The organism is Pandoraea sp. NE5, assembly GCF_024363545.1.
GTDB classification, from domain to species: domain Bacteria; phylum Pseudomonadota; class Gammaproteobacteria; order Burkholderiales; family Burkholderiaceae; genus Pandoraea; species Pandoraea cepalis.
The window spans coordinates 1,525,885-1,545,093 of sequence record NZ_AP025517.1; the positions used below are offsets into that span (position 1 = coordinate 1,525,885).

General features: G+C 55.8%; 16 protein-coding genes and 1 pseudogene. 5 read left to right on the forward strand and 12 right to left on the reverse strand.

Going from position 1 to position 19,209, the window contains the following annotated elements:
* Positions 1–202 precede the first annotated feature (202 nt).
* The 8 genes and pseudogenes from PanNE5_RS07025 to PanNE5_RS07055 all read right to left on the reverse strand — a co-directional run bounded on the left by PanNE5_RS07025 (position 203) and on the right by PanNE5_RS07055 (position 9,501).
* Positions 203–1,117 carry a COG2958 family protein gene (locus tag PanNE5_RS07025; RefSeq protein ID WP_036664681.1) on the reverse strand — a complete coding sequence of 305 codons (915 nt, stop codon included), beginning with the start codon at positions 1,115–1,117 and terminating at the stop codon, positions 203–205.
* Positions 1,118–1,248: 131 nt separating this feature from the next.
* Positions 1,249–2,043 (reverse strand): metallophosphoesterase, encoded by a 795-nt coding sequence (locus PanNE5_RS07030; protein WP_261939514.1) that lies wholly within the window; start codon positions 2,041–2,043, stop codon positions 1,249–1,251.
* Between the two features lie 1,728 nt (positions 2,044–3,771).
* On the reverse strand, positions 3,772–4,920 hold the full coding sequence (locus tag PanNE5_RS07035; protein WP_261939515.1) for a hypothetical protein: 1,149 nt from the start codon (positions 4,918–4,920) through the stop codon (positions 3,772–3,774).
* A gap of 84 nt (positions 4,921–5,004) precedes the next feature.
* A pseudogene (locus PanNE5_RS23025) lies at positions 5,005–5,313 on the reverse strand (hypothetical protein); the annotation flags it as partial.
* The gene (locus PanNE5_RS07040) at positions 5,285–6,223 is read right to left on the reverse strand and encodes a TniB family NTP-binding protein (protein ID WP_261939516.1); all 939 of its coding nucleotides are present in this window, start codon (positions 6,221–6,223) and stop codon (positions 5,285–5,287) included. The pseudogene PanNE5_RS23025 and the gene PanNE5_RS07040, both read right to left, overlap by 29 nt.
* Positions 6,213–8,171: a Mu transposase C-terminal domain-containing protein gene (locus PanNE5_RS07045; protein WP_261939517.1), complete on the reverse strand. Its 1,959-nt coding sequence runs from the start codon at positions 8,169–8,171 to the stop codon at positions 6,213–6,215. The genes PanNE5_RS07040 and PanNE5_RS07045 overlap by 11 nt, the downstream gene beginning before the upstream one ends.
* A gap of 14 nt (positions 8,172–8,185) precedes the next feature.
* Positions 8,186–8,677, reverse strand: a complete 492-nt coding sequence (locus tag PanNE5_RS07050) for a Tn7 transposase TnsA N-terminal domain-containing protein (protein ID WP_261939518.1) — start codon at positions 8,675–8,677, stop codon at positions 8,186–8,188.
* A 419-nt stretch (positions 8,678–9,096) separates the two neighbouring features.
* Complete coding sequence (locus PanNE5_RS07055) at positions 9,097–9,501, reverse strand: helix-turn-helix domain-containing protein (RefSeq protein WP_261939519.1); 405 nt, start codon at positions 9,499–9,501, stop codon at positions 9,097–9,099.
* Between the two features lie 582 nt (positions 9,502–10,083).
* Between PanNE5_RS07055 and PanNE5_RS07060 the strand changes: the two genes are divergently transcribed.
* Together PanNE5_RS07060 and PanNE5_RS07065 are read left to right on the forward strand one after the other, a co-directional pair.
* Positions 10,084–10,341: a transposase gene (locus PanNE5_RS07060; RefSeq protein ID WP_261939520.1), complete on the forward strand. Its 258-nt coding sequence runs from the start codon at positions 10,084–10,086 to the stop codon at positions 10,339–10,341.
* 35 nt (positions 10,342–10,376) lie between these two features.
* Positions 10,377–10,811 carry a hypothetical protein gene (locus tag PanNE5_RS07065; protein ID WP_261939521.1) on the forward strand — a complete coding sequence of 145 codons (435 nt, stop codon included), beginning with the start codon at positions 10,377–10,379 and terminating at the stop codon, positions 10,809–10,811.
* A gap of 120 nt (positions 10,812–10,931) precedes the next feature.
* Here PanNE5_RS07065 and PanNE5_RS07070 read toward each other — a convergent pair whose 3' ends face one another.
* Both PanNE5_RS07070 and PanNE5_RS07075 read right to left on the reverse strand, forming a co-directional pair.
* Positions 10,932–12,251 (reverse strand): MFS transporter, encoded by a 1,320-nt coding sequence (locus PanNE5_RS07070; RefSeq protein ID WP_261939522.1) that lies wholly within the window; start codon positions 12,249–12,251, stop codon positions 10,932–10,934.
* Positions 12,252–12,283: 32 nt separating this feature from the next.
* The gene (locus PanNE5_RS07075) at positions 12,284–13,834 is read right to left on the reverse strand and encodes a sulfatase (protein ID WP_261939523.1); all 1,551 of its coding nucleotides are present in this window, start codon (positions 13,832–13,834) and stop codon (positions 12,284–12,286) included.
* 87 nt (positions 13,835–13,921) lie between these two features.
* Between PanNE5_RS07075 and PanNE5_RS07080 the strand changes: the two genes are divergently transcribed.
* Complete coding sequence (locus PanNE5_RS07080) at positions 13,922–14,902, forward strand: LysR substrate-binding domain-containing protein (RefSeq protein ID WP_261939524.1); 981 nt, start codon at positions 13,922–13,924, stop codon at positions 14,900–14,902.
* A 130-nt stretch (positions 14,903–15,032) separates the two neighbouring features.
* Here PanNE5_RS07080 and PanNE5_RS07085 read toward each other — a convergent pair whose 3' ends face one another.
* Both PanNE5_RS07085 and PanNE5_RS07090 read right to left on the reverse strand, forming a co-directional pair.
* On the reverse strand, positions 15,033–15,353 hold the full coding sequence (locus tag PanNE5_RS07085) for an NIPSNAP family protein (RefSeq protein WP_261939525.1): 321 nt from the start codon (positions 15,351–15,353) through the stop codon (positions 15,033–15,035).
* A 52-nt stretch (positions 15,354–15,405) separates the two neighbouring features.
* The gene (locus PanNE5_RS07090) at positions 15,406–16,506 is read right to left on the reverse strand and encodes a porin (protein ID WP_261939526.1); all 1,101 of its coding nucleotides are present in this window, start codon (positions 16,504–16,506) and stop codon (positions 15,406–15,408) included.
* Between the two features lie 159 nt (positions 16,507–16,665).
* Between PanNE5_RS07090 and PanNE5_RS07095 the strand changes: the two genes are divergently transcribed.
* The gene (locus PanNE5_RS07095) at positions 16,666–17,637 is read left to right on the forward strand and encodes a LysR family transcriptional regulator (RefSeq protein ID WP_261939527.1); all 972 of its coding nucleotides are present in this window, start codon (positions 16,666–16,668) and stop codon (positions 17,635–17,637) included.
* Between the two features lie 128 nt (positions 17,638–17,765).
* Positions 17,766–19,178 (forward strand): sulfatase-like hydrolase/transferase, encoded by a 1,413-nt coding sequence (locus PanNE5_RS07100; RefSeq protein WP_261939528.1) that lies wholly within the window; start codon positions 17,766–17,768, stop codon positions 19,176–19,178.
* Positions 19,179–19,209 lie beyond the last annotated feature (31 nt).

A 19,209-nucleotide genomic window follows, 5' to 3' on the forward strand; every position in this document is an offset into this window, starting at 1 on the left:
GCCGGTATGGAATCGAGGAATGCGGGGCGCGGATCTCCAAAACATCCGATGCTGTACTGGCCTCTGAACGCCTGTAGGCCAAGCTTCAGGTCGGTATTTGACGAACAGGCAAGAACATTGCTGAGAATTATCTTGCCTGGCACCGATCTTCGCGCTTCGTCTGTCCGCGATGTTAGCTAAATAAGCCAGCATCGCCGGAAAGTTACATGCCCCAGTCGCGGACATTGGTCTCGCCCGTCTGGTAAAACTTTCTGACCAGCTTGATGTATTCCACAAAGTCCCGATTCTCTTCCGCGAGCCGATTACACGTGTCCCAATCGACGTTTGGTCGTTCTCTCGCAGGAATTAGCACTTGGCTTGCGGAAACATCTGTCACATCCAACTGAATGACACCGATTCCGTGCGCAGTCGCCAGAAGCCGCAACTCCTTCATGATGTCAGGCCCTTCAATTTCGGCTGCAACCAAGTAACTGAAGTTTGCCCAAGAGGCATTGGAGACTGTTTGGAAGAAGCTCCGGCGAACATTTGACCTGTTGAGCAGCAGCTTTACCTCGAACGCCCAGAGCTTCGTTCTGGTATCCGCATGTTCTCGCACGCAGGCTCGAATCTCGGGAGCCCATTCGGTGGAGAGATCCTCCATTCCAACCACATCCGGATGCAACCATTCATTGGCGCCAGACCCAACTCGGTTACTAGATCGCTTCTCATCGATCCGCATGGAATGTACGTTGTGCTCGGTCCAGAGATACTCTGAGAGAAGGGGATACAGCGAATGCTCGGTCCGCTTTGCCCCCTGCACCGGGCTAACCGCCCCCTCCGCTTCGGCGACCTCCGTTTCGTCGTCTTTGGTCGACCAGAAGAAGCGGCGAGGCCGCCCCTCTGTGGTCTTCAACGAAGGATCTTGCCGTTGCCAGCTTCGCTGTGATCCATAGATCTCTGCGCGAAGCTGCGTCAGAAGCTGATCGTCAGTCTCCATCACGGTGCTGTTCGCAAGCTTTAGGGCGCACTCTTCAGGGTAGTTCGCCATGATCCAGCGGCCAATCTCTGACGCCGTCAGCTTTTCGCCATGAGCGGATTGCAGGCACTCCAAAACACGCTTTCGCAACTCGAGCTTCAAAATTCCCCCGTCGGTCATTGGTTCTGCTTGCCTGATTTTATCTCGACCATCTAGCACGGTGAAAGCCGTGTACGTCTCGTTGCAGTCAATCCCATACGAAAAGTCCTCCGCGCCCCCTTGCAGATCTCCCACTACAACTCGACGATTAAGCCGGGATCGAACTGCGGATTCAGGTGTCGCGGCGAGTACCCTCGCGGATTACAAATGACGCGCGTCCCGCGTGCGGCGGCATCATGCTTTGGAGGCTCGATGTAATCGAAGCTCGTATGCATATGCCCGTGAATCCATAGGTCGACGGCAGGGCCCATCAGATCGGACAGATTCGAAGCGTATGCAGGTGTCAGCGAATCTCCGTCGTACTCAGGATCAACCGACTGAATCGACGGTGCGTGGTGGCTAATGACGACAGTCTTGCCGTCAAACGGTTCGGCTAGTTTATTGCGCAGCCATGCGCGCGAGACCTCATGGCGACGGACAGTGTCTATCGGATAGAGCTTTCGAAACGAGGAGGTCGCTCGAATCAAGCGGAAGTCGCTCATCGAACTTTGAGCGTCTCGCATGCTTACCCCGGGAGACACTTCGCCCTCGTACAGCTTGAAGTCGGTCCACAGCGTGCAACCAAGGAACCTGACGCCATCCAACACCAGTTCGTCATTTTCCATGAACGTCACATTCGTTCCAGCCGCTGCCGCACGTAGTTTTTCTAGGGCACCATCAAAATGCCCTCCATAAAACTCGTGATTCCCAGCCACCAAGAGGACTGGCTTCTGGGAAGCACTGGCCAGTTCACGAGCCCATTCCACGCTTCGAACCTTCGTGTGAATATCGCCAGCCAGAACGACAACATCGGCTCGGGCTAGCGCCTCCGCATCGACTGCAAATGGCTCGAATTCGTTGTGCAAATCAGAAAGTATCAGCAATTTCATGGCTGCATTTCCCAATATTCGGTTCTGTATCGCTAAAAGCCGGAGAAGCATTCGATCGTGTGTGACCAGCTTCGCGCGCTCACGAACTGTTAGTTCGAATCCAGTACTGCCGTCCACCGTCAACCAATGGTCCGGAAACGACATCGATACCGTTCGCGCGAGCCCAACACAACGCGGAGCGCGACGAGACGCCATGCGCTCGAGCGACGTGGACTAGTGGTTGAAAGCGATGTCTGAATCGCGCAAGCTCCGTGAGACTAATCGTGCGCGCGGAACGCGTTCGTAGTCTCCCAGACTGACAGCGCACTAGACCCACATTAACGAGGTGATACATCACCTCCTGTTTTACTCCAATGCGCCGAGCTGCCTCAACAATGGATACCTGATCACATACCGTCACGGTACCAAGAGAACTTTCGAGCACGTCGCTCCGCTCAACAGCGAAGTCGCCCAGAACGGTGCCCGCATCAACGAGCCGAATAGCGCCGGAGGTCAGTTTCGCAAAAAAAACTTCGGACGCATGTGTGGGGACGTATCGTCGAAGCGCTTCTCCCAAACGTACGGGATCGACAAGCTCCTTGTTCTCGGTGCTTACGGATGCGACACGACCCACCATGCGATCTAGTGAGTCCTTGCGTATGCGACCTTCTACGCCATCGATCAGCCCCAACCTCACCAGCTCGCGAATGCGCGTCGAGGAAAGTCCAATGTATCGAGCCGCAGTCTTTGCAGAAAGCAAAGAACGCTGTACTTCCCGCAGCCGTTGAAGGCTGACGTCAGCGACGACAAACTTGCGTCGCCCAGCTTTGGTTCGTCTCACCGGTACCACCTCTCCCGTTTGCCTAATAATTCGGGCAATCGAGGAGCTGCGCGGCATCTCCCCGCAACGCGGGTCCGACGACGATATTCTGTCTTTCCTCTCCCACAGCAATACGTCTCCGTTGGAAACCGCGTATTCGACATAGTCGTTCAGCAACTCCAACAGCCAGCGTCTCGCCCCGACGGCCAATTGCTTACGCAACATTGCGAGCAGGTGGGGAAACGCGTCCGACAAAAGTGGAACGCACATTGAAGCTGCCTGCGGCACTCGTAAGCGATCCATCAGCTCAAAGCAAGCTTTGCGATCTATGACGAGTGGTGCCCCCGCCGTTACGACGTTTTTTTCCATATCCTCAGACCTACGTGACGCTCGCTTTTGCGGTTTCCCCCGCAGCCCGAATAGACACAATGCGCCGAGAAAGCGCGCGAGCTCCCACCGGTCTGCCACGGATAGATCGCGAGCGTCGCCTTCGGATAAGGCATCGATCAGACACCCCACGTCCTGTGAAAACCACTCAAATTTCGCGAGCGTTAGTGACGCGCCGCAAATGCACGTCGATAGTCGCGCCTGCTTCCAGCGCAAGGCACGATGACATCCCGTGCAGATCGACGTTAGCCAACAACGATGCTCAAAGCACGCAGCTGGCCCGGAAATCCAATCCTCCTTCCAGTATCCGTTGGCAGCAGCTAAGCAAAGAGGGCACCATCGTGCAGCGCCGTGCATCTTCGGCAATCTACTTTCGACTGGCAACATCCAACCAGGGTCAGATAGCCCGTTGGACGCCGCCGCTCTCAATCGATAGCCAAGATAGCTCTCGTCCAGACGGGCGCACGGGCGGACCAGGAAGCGGCCGTGAAACAACCGCATCCCCAGCGCTCGCCAGTCGGTAACATAGGTAGAAGATGACTTCATTGCGGTAGCAAGGAAAGCTGGCCATGAGTAATGTGCCGCTTGCGCGCTCGCCCGCCCTCGACTCGCCGCAGTTCGCGCAACCGTCTTACCGCAGTTTCGTCGACGAAGTACGCCGACAATCCGGGGCAATCCAGTTTCCGGTAGACAGGGAGATCCCCGTTGAACACTTCCCTCACGATTTTCAGCGATAACGCCCTGGTACCTCCACGCCACGCCATCCAATCTCCGAACAGGGAGTATGTGGGCTCAGCATCGCCCGGATGCGGACGCGCTATCTCCTCCAAGCGCTGGCAGACGCTGACCAGATCGGCCTTCCGGAAGTACGTGGAGCTCTCCACCACAATAGGTCGCAGGATGTCCATACTTCTAAGCGCCACGTACGCTCGATGGTCGACATTAAGCTCTCGAGGAACCTTGCCTGGCGTGACGAGAGACGCGTACCAACGACGGCACTCTTGTGCCGCGGCCCTTGGCAAATAGGTATACCGTCGAATTCCATTGAGGACGGTGCGCGAACCCTGACAAACGTTATGGTGAATTAGATGCCGCAACATCTCAGATGAGCATCCGATGAGGGCTACAGCGGATTCGAAACTGATATAGCCGTCTGGAATGTCGCGAGCAGGATGGAGTGCGGTACGCGTGGGAGTGCGAGGCGCTAGGTACCCGACCATGAAGAATTCTTGCCGCAACTCTGCGATGGGCAGCGTAGATAGGCAAGTGGGGCGCATAGCTTCGTCAAGAAGCATCCGGCGTAGTCTCGCAAGCACCGCGTTTCGGTGCGAGGGCCGTTCAATATGGATCAAGAATTGCCGAAGACCTTCTTGGTTTGGCTCTATCGGAAGCTGAAAGCGATCCGCGAGCTCCGCGATCTGAGCCGACCGAGGAGCGTGAAACGTCTCCGATCTAGCCTCCTCGCACGTCGTCGCGATCGCATCCAGCATAGCTTCCAAAAACAGGATGTAGACGAGTTCGTCAAACGCTGCGGCGTTATTGCCACCATTGAGCAATTGCTCGAACCCGGACCACAGCCGCTGTGCGTGACGCATTTCGCAGGGCATCGGACACAGCGCCCCCTCCCACAGCTGTTCGTCCGTTACCTCAGTGATGAAGTGCTTGTCCGGCTGCCGGTATCCTTTGGTCATCACCGGTTCGGCCAAGTCATCCTTTAGGCGAACTCCATGCAGGGTGCATACATCGAGTCGGGTCAACCGCCATCGTGCGCGAATGTATCGGGACTCGACCATACATTGCGGGCAATATCGAATCGGATTGACCCGAGTAACCACGCTCCAGCGCGGTAACGTCGTCTCCGTCCAAACCGGGTAGCCGTCTGATCTGCTTGAAGCTGTTGTGCTCAGCGTGGGCCGGAGGCGCTCAATGTCGCTCATGCGAGGACGATAGATGCCGTTCGCGCGCGCTACTCGAAATAGATATGTCTCGGACCATTCATCGTAATGTGGGCTCGGACGGCAAAGCGGTAAGCCGATGTGATTCGCAGCGCTCATATCATCGCTCCACTGGAGAAAAGGGCTCATCAAGCTTCACGAGCGGCATCATGTTGAACGCCTTTAGGAATGGATTTCGATCGTCCGGCGATCCTGGGTAAATGACTGCGCGGAAAGCTTCTGCCAAGACCAAGTCGGTCAATCTAGGACTCTGCTGCTCGTACGCTAGCTCGACAGCACGAACAAGCAATCGACGGATGTCGCGAAGACGACCATCGGTGGCGAAGGCCATGAGTTGCGCAAATGCGCCGCTCGCGATGTCCACCGTCGGGAGTTGCCGGAGATACCCTTTGTAGACTTTCAGTACACTTCGGAACTCACGTTCGGTGAACTGCGTGGCCACGGAAAACCGATCTATCTCTACGACCTCGCGAAATCGGTCTCGCAACTGATCGTTCGTCGCAAGCAGACGCCGAACACGTGGGATGCCTGCGATCACGTACGACACGCGCGTTGCATCAACTAACCGCTTGAGCCAATCAGCTGCGGTGTGGAGGGTCTTCTCGCCGCCTCGGTCAACCAGGTGATTCGCTTCGTCGATGATGACGACTCTCACGCGGCACTGTTTGATGAGAAAGACTAGACGTGCCGTCAGCTCGATCTCGCGCCCCAAATTCCACTTCGGATCCCCCAATCGTTGCAGGATGGTACTGGCCAAGATCCGCGGGGTTGGCGACTGTCCCAGCGGCACATAGAGGACGGGAACTTCCGTGAACTCCTCATGCTGAATAGGAGGGTGCTTCGTCACGTATTTTTCGAGCAGCGTCGACTTGCCCACGCCGGACTCCCCGACCACCATCAGGTGGTCGGCTTCGTCGCTAGAACATTGGTACTCGTACATGCGCTCCAGCCTGGCGAGCAAGTGTTTAACGTGGTGGAAGTAGATGAAGTTCGACCGTATATCCGTGACTGTAGGCTTCAGGGACGTGTTAGCTGTCATTACGGCCTCCTTCGCCGGAGACGTCTACGGCAAATTCGTAAAGCTCGTCGTCGCCCACCAGCGAATTCGGAGTTTGGATCGGTGCCGGTTCCGGCGCGGGAAGTTGAGGACGGTTGATGCTCTTAGACGTGATGTGTGCCTGACGCGCGCCACGCTTGCGAGTCTTCAGCTCCTTGGCCCGCATCGCATCGCCACTCTGCTCACGAATTCGTTCCTCAGCGCTCGCACGCGTGCGTTGGTGCGGGTCCAGGGGCTGCGACTGTTTAGTTAGCGCCTTGGCCTGCTCAATCGTGAGGCCGACGTACCTATCGTCTTTGTTGTGGGCTGCGAAATAGCGCGATTCAATAGGATTCCACACCCAGATCTGCCCCGCATTTTCAAACGGTGCCTTGACATGCACCTTCTGATTGACGGGCAACATCCTGCGAAGCGCGAGCAGCTCGGAAGAACTGTAAACAAACGTGTTGAGATCAATACCGTAATGCTGGACGGCACGTTCCGTGTAACCGCCGAACTCGATGCTGAGATCTTCTGCGTTGCATTTCAACTGAGGAGGGAATACGGCCGCACTCTCCTTCCAGACATCAAGCGGCGTGCGTCCGTTCAGTCCTCTGTGCGGTCTGACGTGATACACGGAAGTAATCCACGTGTGCGCCATTTCGTTGAGCTTTTCCAACGTCAGACTAGCCTCATCCTCAGCTTTGAAGCCAATGCGATCGCCAATCTTTGCCAGTGTTGTACCGGGAAGCGTGTGAATGAAGGAGTAGTTGAACGTCTTGATAAAACGCTCGACGAATGGTTTATCGTTTGGGGATCGAGATGCCGCGTACTCGCAAATTACGCCGAGGTTTGTCAATGCATCAATAACAGCATACGCATGCATTTCCCGACCGTTGTCCATCAGTAGACGCTCCGGCCATCCATAACACGGCCACTCCAGATCCAACTCTGGGAATGCATCGCCCAGGTAACTCTTCGGCAGCATCGCGTGCCGCAACGCCTCGAACACTGCATGAACGCCATGCCCGGCTAGGCTGAAGCAGAAGCCAAGGACACACCGAGAAAAGCGGTCGATAACGACGGTAAACATCGGTCGACCGATGCAAACGCCGTGTTCGTCAGTGACCATCAGATCGACTGGCGTATGATCGAGCTCAACGATTTCCAGGATCCGGGATACACCACGTGCGCGGTATTGATTTGCATACCGGCGCATAGCTTCGCGAACACCATAGCGTGCTATAGCCCGATCGTAGCCGTCGATCGCCTGTATCCGCCGTTCAATGGTTCGAAGACTGGGGACCTCGAACCACTCGGATTCGATACGCGTCGTGTTTTGGCGCTGTATTTCCAGAAAAACTGCGTTATGTACCTCTTCTGGTTTGCCGCGCCTGCTATTGAGGAATGCGGTTTCAATCTTCTCGTGAATAATGCCTTCCACAATTGGATCTAGCCTTGAATTTCCTCTTCCGCCACGATGCTCGGTTTGACCAAGTAAAGCGCGGACATCGCGGTGAGCGAGGCGGTATTTGCGCCGCCAACGATATACTGTGGTTTCATGCGGCGGGGTAGCATCAGCAAGTTCCACCGCGACTGCTCGAATCGCCTTACGAAGTGCTGATCTCGTGCTTTCGAACGCCCCCATTCGATCGAGCATAACCAGGTAATTAACCCTGCGACGAGTCTCAAAATCTCCCCGTACATCATCACCCTCGGCTGCTCGAGCAAGGTCATTTATTGAATTTGGCTTTGGAGCTCGCTGATACTCCTTAGTGTTGACCGTTCTGAGATACCCCTTTACGTACTCCTCTAACAAATCGGCTTCGTCGTGGCTGGAAAATTCCCCCGTCACCGTGTTCTCGATCTGAGCCACATTGTTCTGAATTCGGACGATGCGGAACTTCGCGCCGCCACGGAAAATCGTTTGGTCTTTCGTGAAGTTTGCCATGATGGACACCCCGATCAACGAGCTTGCAGCGGTAGAAGGCCGTCCGGATCGCGCTTCATGATCCGACGGAGCAAAGCGTCACACTCTTGCTTCGCGCTCTCCCACTGTTCATGGATGTCGACCGGCGGAGTTGTCCCGCCTTCCGGGTCCCAGAGACTCGTGTCGATACCCGGCCGATGCCTCCGCCGAATTGGCCTCATTCTGAGTATTCGTGTAAGCCGACGATGAAGGTCGTTTTCGATTAGGTCACTTCTCAGCACGATGAACAGGCGCTCACCGCGTTCCTTCAGATGCGTCAGCGCCGCTCTCAATCTCTCGACATTTCTTGAGCCCTCAACTAGCGAGGCCTCGTCCTTGACCTCCACGTAGAACGCTCCTACCGTGGTATCGAGCGCCAAATCCGGTGTATAGCGGCGCATGCGGTCGCCATTCGAGTATTGGAAAACGCAGGGCTGCGTTGTGATCGCCTTCACTATCGGTGCGACTTCGGCAACGAGCAGCATCATCTCTTCAACGAGGCTTTCGAACTGCGGAGGTTTTTGGGACTTTCGGCTGGGGAATCGCCCTCGAACGCCTCGGCCCGAGACCGTAACGATCCGACGCGGACGGCGTGTTAAAGGAGGGGAAATAGCAGTCTTCGATTTTCTAGGCACGAGCTCTCTCCGTCGCGTCTCTTTCGAGCGCTAGTTACTTGGAATTCCGCCTCGACAGCAATATGCTGTTGAATATTTCGCCGCCAAAAGACGAGCGGCGTCAGAGACTCGACTAAAACTAGTCGAATCTCAACGAGGCGAAAATCACAGGGAAAACGAAGGACTTGACGCTGAGGTCAGAGAGGTAGAGACTCAATCTTGTCTAGAGAGGAATCTTTACCGGTTCTGATCCAAAAGCGCTGCAGGCCTTCTGGTTTGTGGCGCTTTTGCTTTTACATGGTCTCCCCGCTCTCAATGCCGGCGGCTCCTGCCGTGGCGCTTCGAATTTGAACGATCGCAGCATGTACCTTTGCGATCGTCTCCATATCCGACTCCGTCAGTGACGAATCCCTGACTAGAGCCGCGATGACCTGGTACTTGTACAGCGGCAGAGGGTTAGACAAACGAAGCAAGCGCTTTGAGCTTTCCGCGACTGCTTCCAATTCGCTCTGACCACTCGCGTCGAGGTCTAGGGCTCGCCCGAGTTGCTCAATGAATACAACGTCACTAGGTGTGCGCACGCCGCGCTCGATCGCACTGACGTATGCGTCATCAACGCCTAGCCGACGCGCCAACTCCGTTTGAGTGAGCTTGAGCGCCTTACGACGATTACGAGTGAATTTCCCAAAATCCGTCATGTGAAGATCGACATCAATAGTTTCTTTACATTTCGCACAATAAATTCTCAAAGGACTGTGGTCAACAAACTATTTCAAGGATAATTATTAAAATCAAAATAATGTATTTTTTTGATTCGCCAATAATAAAAATTAAAACATGTATTTCTTCAATCCGAATAGTTTTTCCATAAACTCTGATCGTTACGCCGATCAAGTGTGGAATTTCATTGATGCAAAGCAGGCGCTCTGCCTATTACGTCGCGTCGTCGAAAGGAAAAATCCATTGCAGCATCTGCACGACGAGGACGGCTTCCTTGGGCTTTCCGCGAATTGCTCAAGTGGGCGATTGGGAAATGGGGAAGTGCCATCACTCGGCTGCCCGCCAAACCAGACGAGACCGTGTGTTTGAGCGCCCGCCTTATTTCCGCAGCAACCGTCATCCACGGCGCTACGGCAGTCATGTCGGACAAAAGTCTTGAGACAACATCGAGGCGGGGATGACCGGCCCGGGAAATTTCGTGCCAAAGGAACCTGAAGATGATGGCTCCTCAGCTCAGATGAGGAGTTGGTATGAAGAAGAACCGGTACAGTGATAAGTAGATGGAGCGAATTCTGCGCGAAGCAGATCGACATACGATCCCCGAGGTGGCCAAGCGCAATGGCGTGAGCGAAGCGTCGATTTACGTCTGGCGCAAACGGTTCGGCGAGATGGTCAGCGATGACATCAAGCGACTCAAGACGCTTGAGGCCGAGAACGCGCGGTTAAAGAAGATGGTGGCTGAGCGCGATCTTGAGATTGAGATCATGAGGGAGATCGGCGGAAAAAAGGTGGTGAGCGCACAGCCCGGTTCACGTTGACACGGGGTTTGAGTCAAAGACGAGCGTGTGCGCTGATGCAGGTCAGCCGTTCAAGCTGGAGCGATGCATTGAAGATGCCAAGCAAGAATGCGCCGATGATCGAGGCTATGCGGACGTTGTCGCGACATCACCCGCGCTTCGGCTCTCGTCGCGTCCGCGTGCTGCTTCGGCGCAAAGGCGTCGACATCGGCCGCGATCAGTGTACCTGGCTTTGGGCCAAGGCGGGCCTGCAAGTGCCGAAGAAGCGCCGCATCGCCGGCAGTCGACCAAGGCCGTATGCGCCGGCGGCGCGCAACTCGGTGTGGTGCTACGACTTCGTGTTCGATGCCTGTGCGAATGACGGCTCGCCCCCTTTTGTTCAGTGGAACTGTTCGCGCGGTATCGTTTTTGATATCCAGCAACCTGATAACCCGTCGTGCCAGGTCAATCTCCGACCGTCGGATCTCGTCGCATCCGCGTGCTGTTACTAGCAGATGCCATTACTGGGCGCAGCGATGGAAAGACCCGGCGGGTGAACAGCAAGACCGAATTCCTCCGACGCTTGGGACTTCGGCGGCGAGCTACCCTGCGCCATACGGAACCGAGGAAATTCAGACGCGTGCGACCTCTGATTTTCGCTGCGGAACATTGCCGCCGCATCCTCGCAATGCCAGCCCGAGAGCGACGGAAATTGCGGCCACTGCCGCCATGTACAGGCCTGGCGTCGCAGTGTTGTTGGTGAGCTTAATGACGTTAGTGATTAGGAGCGGCGTGATTCCCGCGAACGCAATGTTCGACAGATTCAACGAGAGAGCGACACCGCTGAAACGGACTTTGGTCGGAAAAAGGTCGGCAACCAGATATGCATACGTCCCGTTGAAGGTTCCGGCGACGGCGCCGACGAGTGCGAAGGCCAGCGCTAGGTTTATCTCATGACCTACCAGCTTCAAATACAGGGGATAGCTGATGACGCACATCGCAAGTGTGCCGATGCGATGAATGATAGCGGGCCGCATTGTCTGTCCGAGCCACGCAAATATGATGAGCGACAATGCCATACACGCGATGCCAATATTCTGCCCAACGCTAACCGTATCACCTCGGTATCCCAGAACGCCGGTCAGGTATGACGGAAGTACCACGAAGAGAATCGTGTTCGATGCGTTTGCAATCGATGTTATGCCTACACCTGCCAGAACGTGCTTTGGATAATGCTTGAGCACCTCGCGGAATGGCTGACGCGTAATACTGCCTTTGATGCTTTTATACTCTGCCGACTCCTCGAGGGACTGCCGAAGGAAATAGGAAAGGAATCCGAGCAACCCTCCCAGCACGAACGCGATTCGCCAGCCGAAGGCGCTAATGTTGGCAGGTTGCAGAAACGTATGAATGCCGAGGCTAATCATAGCAGCGACAAGCACGCCCGAAGTCAGACAGAAGATGACCAAGCCGGTCAGTATGCTTGCGCGCTCGGGCACCTCTTCAACAACATACGTAATCGAGCACGCCACCTCTCCACCAAGGAAAAACCCTTGCACAAGACGAAAAATCATCAACATTAGCGGTGCAAGAATGCCGATTGTCGCGTAGCTTGGCAGCAGCCCAATGCACATCGTAGATGTTGACATCGCTAAGATCGAGACGATGAAAATAGCGCGTCGCCCATAGCGGTCCCCAAGGCTGCCCAACAGGATGCCTCCGAGGGGACGCGAAAGGTATCCGATGGCGAAAACTCCGAACGCACTAATCAGTGAAACAAGTGGGTCTGCAGACGGGAAGAACTGAGACGCAATCTCCTTCGCAAAGATGCCGTAGATGATGAAATCGTAGATTTCCAGCGCGCCACCAAGACTCGCAAGAATGACGGTTTTCCATTGCTTCCCTACGCTCCGCTTGCCCTTCTTAGCAATCGGCGGGTTCAGTGTCTGCATTTTTTCGTCTCCGGAGTTCTTTTGTCTTTTGGTCAAGCCGTGCCTGACTGTGGAAGGGGCGGAATCTCGTCTCGTGGGCGCGTGGAAAGCATGGCCTCAAGTTCAACCCTGACCTTCCTTGCGGAAGGGTTGTCAAAAAGATTTACTTGTTCGAACGGGTCTTCCTGAAAGTCGTAGAGTTCGCCAGCGCCGGAGTTTCGCTCCACGGTCATGCGATACCTTCCCGTGCGGACGGTTCGCAGGTTGAGCGCAACACCGCATCGTCCTGCGCGTAAGTCCCACTCGTTGAGCGCGAACTGTCTTGACGCGCTCCCGTCAATAAGCGGCCGCAGACTCCTCCCGTGTGTATGCGGAACATAGGGGGCCCCCGCATAGTCAAGGAAAGTTGCTCCCAGGTCGATTGTCGACACAGGGCTGGCAATCACGTTCCCTGTCGGAATTCCAGGGCCACGCATGATCAGCCCAACGCGCAGAACACCGTCATACATCATCGGTCCCTTGAGAACCAGGCCGTGGTCACCGAGCCACTCTCCATGGTCACTGGTGAAGACCACGATAGTGTTGTCTGCGAGGCCCTGTTGCTGCAGCGTATCGAGTATTCGACCAACGTTGTCGTCGACAAGGGAAATCATTCCATAGTAGTTCGCTATGAGTTCTCGTAGCTGCTGGTCAGACACTTCCCCAATGCGGGAATACTCCTCCCGAATCCGACGGATATGCTCTGGCGCCTGAGGAGTAGACTCGACGCTCGCGCGATGCCACCACGGTCGGTTCTCGAAGTCGCGTTGTCGATGGGGAGGAAGGTCTACGTCGTCGGGATGATGAAGACGGCTGAATGGCAGCGGCGCATCGAAAGGGTGGTGAGGGTCCGGGAACGATACCCAGGCGCAGAAGGGCTGCTCGTCCGACGCGCTTTTAGAGCGCAAATATTCAATCGTTCTGTCACCAACCCAGGTGGAGTTGTGCCACTCCAGCGGAAGCCCTGAATTAAATGTTTGTGGTGCGGTGACTTGCGGCGGCAGCCGCTCGAGGTATTGAGCGTTCCTTAATTCTCCTGCACCGTCGCGGTGGTACCAACGCTCGTAATGCAAACCTCGCGGGGGTGTCTCGGGAAGGAAATAGTTGTGCCCGATTAGCATCAGCTCGACATGCTTAAAGCCCATGTACGGTCCGTTCCAATCATCGGGATAGTCCGCCGAGCTCTCAATGCATTCCGGCGACCCGGTTGGCTTGAAGGTTGAGTAGCTGCTGAAGTGGGCCTTCCCGATGAAACTCGTATGGTAGCCAGAGTTTGATAGCTGCTCGGCAAAGCCTAATGCGGCCGCTTCAGCAGGCAAGTCGATGCCATTGTCCGAGACGCCGTGCGTCAATGGCAGCAATCCTGTAAGTATGGACGCTCGAGCTGGTTGGCACACGACATTCGGGGTGATACATGTCGAGAAGCGCGAGCCCGCGGCGGCAAGTCTGTCGAGATTGGGCGTCTTCACCTTGCGCCCCTCGAACCCAAATGCATCACCACGGTGTTGGTCCGACGTAATCAGAAGAATATTTGGGCGCCGTCCTGCAGAAGTCTCGCCAGCCATTTGCATCTCCTATTTTGTTTCTCCAGTCTACGTATGACATCCATCAACGTAAAATAACAATTTTCGCATTATCCATCACAAAACAATATGACCTCCACCGATGAAAATGCCCTGCCTCGAGATGATTTCGACTGGGCGGCGTTGAGCAGACTGAAGCTGAGACACCTGCTGCTGTATCGCAATCTTTGCGATACAGCAGCAATTAGCCGTGCCGCCGAACTGAGTCACATGACGCAACCAGGCGCCACGAAGCTCGTTCAGGAAATGGAAGAGATGTTCAAAGCCCGTCTTTTCGAGCGGGGCAAGATGGGCACAGAGCCGACCGCGTACGGACAGGCGCTGCTCAGGTATGTACGTCTTGTTCTGGCGGACCTTGCTGAAGCGAAAGCTCACGTGGAGTCGCTGACACGCGGAGAGTCGGGAATGGTACGACTCGGCCACATTCCGTCGGTACCGGCAGAGATTTGCGCCCAAGCCTGCACCGCGTTGCGGGATGTCTACCCGAACGTGTGCATTTCAGTTGTTGAGGCACGCTCGGACGCGCTAATCGACGCGCTGCGACGAGGGGAACTCGACATGGCGCTCGCCCGGGTCACATCTGATGCGGACATCGACGGCCTATCTGCAAAGGCAATCTATAACGAACCATTCTCTGCTGTCGTGCAGGCCGGAGCCAACGTACCGCCTAAGCGCCCGATGCCTTGGGTTGAGCTCGCTCGGCAGCAATGGGTACTGCCGCCACGCGGGTCGCTGTCGCGGCTTGCTGTTGACCTGGCGTTCGTGCGCAACAAGTTGACCGGGCCGCGTGCGGCTGTCGAATGCCAGACACTCGAACAATCGCGGTATTACGTCATTACTGGAGGACTTTTTGGCGTACTTCCGGCAACGGACGCGCTGAGGTTGCAGGAACAGAACGTAATTGAAGTCGTCCGAAGCAACCTAGCTCCTCCGCTCGCACCGGTCAGCCTCCTCTTGCGTCAAGGCCGGGAAAGCGCTCCTTCGATTGAAAAGTTGGCTTCTCTGGTTGAAGAAAGCGCATCCCGACACACAAAACAGGGTGTTCGCTGAACCATTGGAATCCAGCTCAGCGCTGAGGCGCTACTGCATTTTCGAGACGCTCGTCGGGCGATAGCTGAAATCGACTCACGAAATAATATGACCCAATGCTACAACCCCGCGCAGAAATACTTGTCACCGCTCAACGCAACTTCGAAAATTTTGTTGGGCGATAAATAGCGTTTTCCTGCGATAGCAGATATCCGGCCGACGCGGCTGCGCGCAGAAATTCCCGCCAGTGCTCGTCCTTGCCCAACTCGTCCCGTCGAGCCTCGCGGTCCGCAAAGCTGTCGAATCGCCACAGATGCACCACTTCGTTTAGGGGCCCAACGTCGCTGACGAAAAATCCAATAGGCTCGCCAAGGTATTGGACCTGCAGCGGCAGGCCCTCCCGTTCATACGAGTCGAGGAATGCTGCAACCGTGCCAACTTTGCACTTGTAGGTACGAATTTCGAGAATCATCGCGTCGATGCTCTTTCAATTGAGGTTGGGGGAATTACGCCTCACCGACTACTTAGAACGTTTCTCGAACGCCAACCATCATGCCCGTTTGGCCACGACCGGCGATAGGCGCTGCCGGGGTAGGAGAGCTGGAGGACACCGAAAACGTGGACACGCTTCCGTTGAACACATGCGCTGCGACCGCGTATACCGCAGTGCGCTTTGAGAATGAATAGGTAACGCGCGCGATCGCAAGATTTCCGCTCACGCCATTGACGGAGCTGCGGAATGCCACCCATTGACCATCGAGCATGGTCGAGGCTGTTACCGTGTAGCGCGCACCAACGAAAAAGAGGTTCGTTTGAAGCGATTGCCTATCCGCTCGGAGCCGGCGATAGAGCCATCCTGCTCCTAAGCGAAGATCACCAAATTTTGCGAAACCATCGAAAAGCAGGCGAGAATCCTTATCGGAGGCGGACGTGAACGCTATCGCCGATTGGCTCGGAATAAGCGTGACGTTCGACGTCTCCCCGCCTCGTTGTTCGTCGTATGCAACGGATGTCCCCCAGTCCTGGCCGTTGTACTGAAGCATTCCAGACCAGGCATGGCAGGACACACCTTGGCCGGCTGCCTGCCCGCTACAGCCAGCAAGCGCGTCACGTCCAAGACTGAACGTTGCGCCCACCTTGAAATCGCCGATCCTATTGACGTAAGCGATTGAACTGTCTTCCCGTGCCGCAGACAGAAACGGGTCGAATGACACGAGGGAAAAAGCGGCGGCCCCGATATTGTCGGCTTGGAGCAATGCAGTCCATACCATCTCCGGCTGACGTCCGATGGTGAGTGTGCCCAATTGACTACTCAACCCGACATACGCTGCTCGTCCAAACATGCGCCCGCCCTGTCCGAGTTGGCCATTCGTCACGGAAAATCCGTTCTCGAGTCGAAAGACCGCCTTAGTCCCGCCGCCAAGATCCTCACTTCCAGTTAACCCCCACCGGGAAGGCATTTGTCCGGTCAACTGACTTGTTCGGACAAGACTTTTACCAGACACGCCTACGTTAGTCAGATATTCGACGCCTGTATCCACAATGCCGTAGAGCTGAACTGAGCTCTGGGCGAGCGCAATGTGGGATGCACCGCAAAGCGCGGCGGCGAGAGCGAGCTTTTTCATGCTGATGTCTCCGCTTTTTTAATTCTTGCACTGCGCTATTCCCCGTCCACCGAGAGTTCCGAGGTGCGCTTGTGCCGCTAAGTGCGAAAGACTATGATTTTTTTTGCAATAACTGAAAATTGACAAAATTTTGCAGATTCATAACCGGATGGTCATGTCATGAATATCCCCGCTGGTAATGCCTCCCAACCGACTGCGATTGATCGCTTCTTCCGGGCGGGCCTCAAGTTGCAACAACTGCGCATCCTCGTGAGATTGTCGCAAGTGGGACAGGTGCGAAAAGTGGCGGAGGCCTTTCACGTGACTCAGCCTGCCATATCAAAGCAGATCGCCGAGATGGAGGCCGCATTGGAAATGCCGCTCGTGCAAAGGGTTGGCAGACGTCTACGATTCACGGCTGCAGGTGAATCACTGGTCACGCATGGACGGGAGATTCTTCATCATTTGGAACAGGCAAGAACTGAGTTGGATGCCCTGGCTTCGGGTGTCGCGGGCCGGGTGATGGTGGGCGCGGTCGGAACAACGACGGCCGTGCTGGCACCTGCGGCGATCTCATCGTTCCAACGACATGCGCCAAACGCAGAAGTCGCATTAATCGAGAGTACGACGGACCGCATGTTTCCCATGCTGCTCGACGGTGAACTTGATCTGGTAGTGTCCAGGACACCTCCTCCAGATCAACAAGAGTTTGAGCAAGTGCGGATTTGCAAGGACCCCATCGTTGTCGTGGTCAGTCGGGAGCATCCATTGGCATTTCGGCGGAGTTTGGACTGGAAGGACTTGTCGGACATGCCGTGGATACTCGCACCAGCCGGCTCGGCATTGGACAAGGGGCTTGCCCAAACGCTCACTCGGCACAAACTGTCGTTGCCTCAAGGGTGTGTCCGCTCTACGTCCCTGCTTGCGTACACCAGCCTGCTCGAGGGCGGGGCGCTGCTTGGATTGCTTCCGGAGTCCCATGCTCGGAGAAGCGTCGAGGCAGGAAGTCTTGCTGTACTGCCGCTTTTAATGTCGAACCTGCCGTCTCAAGTATTGTTGACCAGGCGGCGAAATCGATTGAGCCCGGTCATTGAACTGATGCAGCGATGCTTTGAGGAAGCGGGAGCGCTTACGCAAGCGAGCCCCCGATAAATAACCATGGAGTTATGGAAATTTAAAAAAACGTAACTTGCACGAATCGCTCTCAAGAACCAACCTGTGCGTGTGGGCCTGTGCCCTTCTCCACAACGAACTAAGTGATCTTGATGAAGCGATCTAACGTGTTGTTCATCCTGTCCGATGAACATCAATTTGGCATGATGGGGTGTGCTGGCCACCCCAATGTCCAGACGCCGAACATAGACAAGCTGGCGCGACGAGGAACGCGTTTCGGCAATGCGTATACCCCGTCGCCGATTTGCGTCCCGGCTCGCGCGAGTTTGGCCACTGGCCGCTCCGTTCACGAAATCCGGTCTTGGGACAATGCGATAGCCTACGACGGTCGCCCCGAGGGGTGGGCGCATCGGCTAACCCAGGCAGGTTTGGTAGCTGACGCTATCGGAAAGCTCCATTACCGCAGCGAAACCAGCCCCGCAGGATTTCGCCGTCAGATCTCCCCTGCACACATCATGGCTGGGATCGGCCAGGTTTGGGGTTCTGTCCGCGATCCGTTGCCTGAATCGATGGGGCGATCGCCGCTATACGATCAAATTGGGGCGGGCTATTCCCCCTACAACGCCTTTGACGAGCGCGTGGCCGAGCATGCTATGCGATGGCTTGGGGAAAATGGTCGCACCGAAGCGCCTTGGGCCCTATTCATTGGGTTCGTTGCACCGCATTTTCCGCTTATCGTCCCGCAACGCTATCTGGACCTGTACCCCACAAACGCCATAGACCTGCCGGCATTACACCCCGACCGCGGATACACGCGGCATCCTTGGGTCGAGCGCCAAGCACGGTACATGGATCACGACCTTGCTTTCGGAACCGATGAGAAACGTCGTTTAGCGATTGCTTCCTACCTGGGGTTGGTGACGTTCCTCGATGATAACGTCGGGAAGGTGCTCGACGCGCTGCAACGGCTTGGTTTAGATGAAACGACAACGGTCATCTACAGTAGTGACCACGGAGAGAACCTAGGCTCACGGGGCATGTGGAACAAGTGCCTCATGTACCGGGAGTCCACCGGTATTCCGATGATCATCTCTGGTCCAGGCATTCCCGAGAATCGAATCTGTGATACGCCCGTGTCACTCATTGACGTTCAGAACACCGTACTCGATCTGGTGGGGCTTCCGAGTGACAGTGAGTCGCGCGGTAAGTCTATTGCAGAGATGGCCAAGGCGCCGGATGAGCCGGATAGGTGTGTACTGAGCGAATACCACGCTGTTGGGTCTGAGTCCGCGGCATATATGTTGGCGACCAGCAAACACAAGTATCACTACTACGTTGGGCACGAGCCCGAACTATTTGACCTGGCGCTTGACCCCGCTGAAGCGAACAACGTGGCAGATCTCCCAGCGTACCTGCCAATCGTAGCGAGCTACGAGGCTCAGCTAAAGGCGCTGGTTGATCCAGAGGCAGTCGATGCAGATGCCAAGCGCGACCAAAATGCGTTGATCGAGAAATTCGGTGGACGAGAAGCCGCATTGAAAACCGGCACCCCGGGCGCAACCCCGGTCCCGCGCCACTAGAAGGTTCCCATGGCGCCGGCGACAACGACGG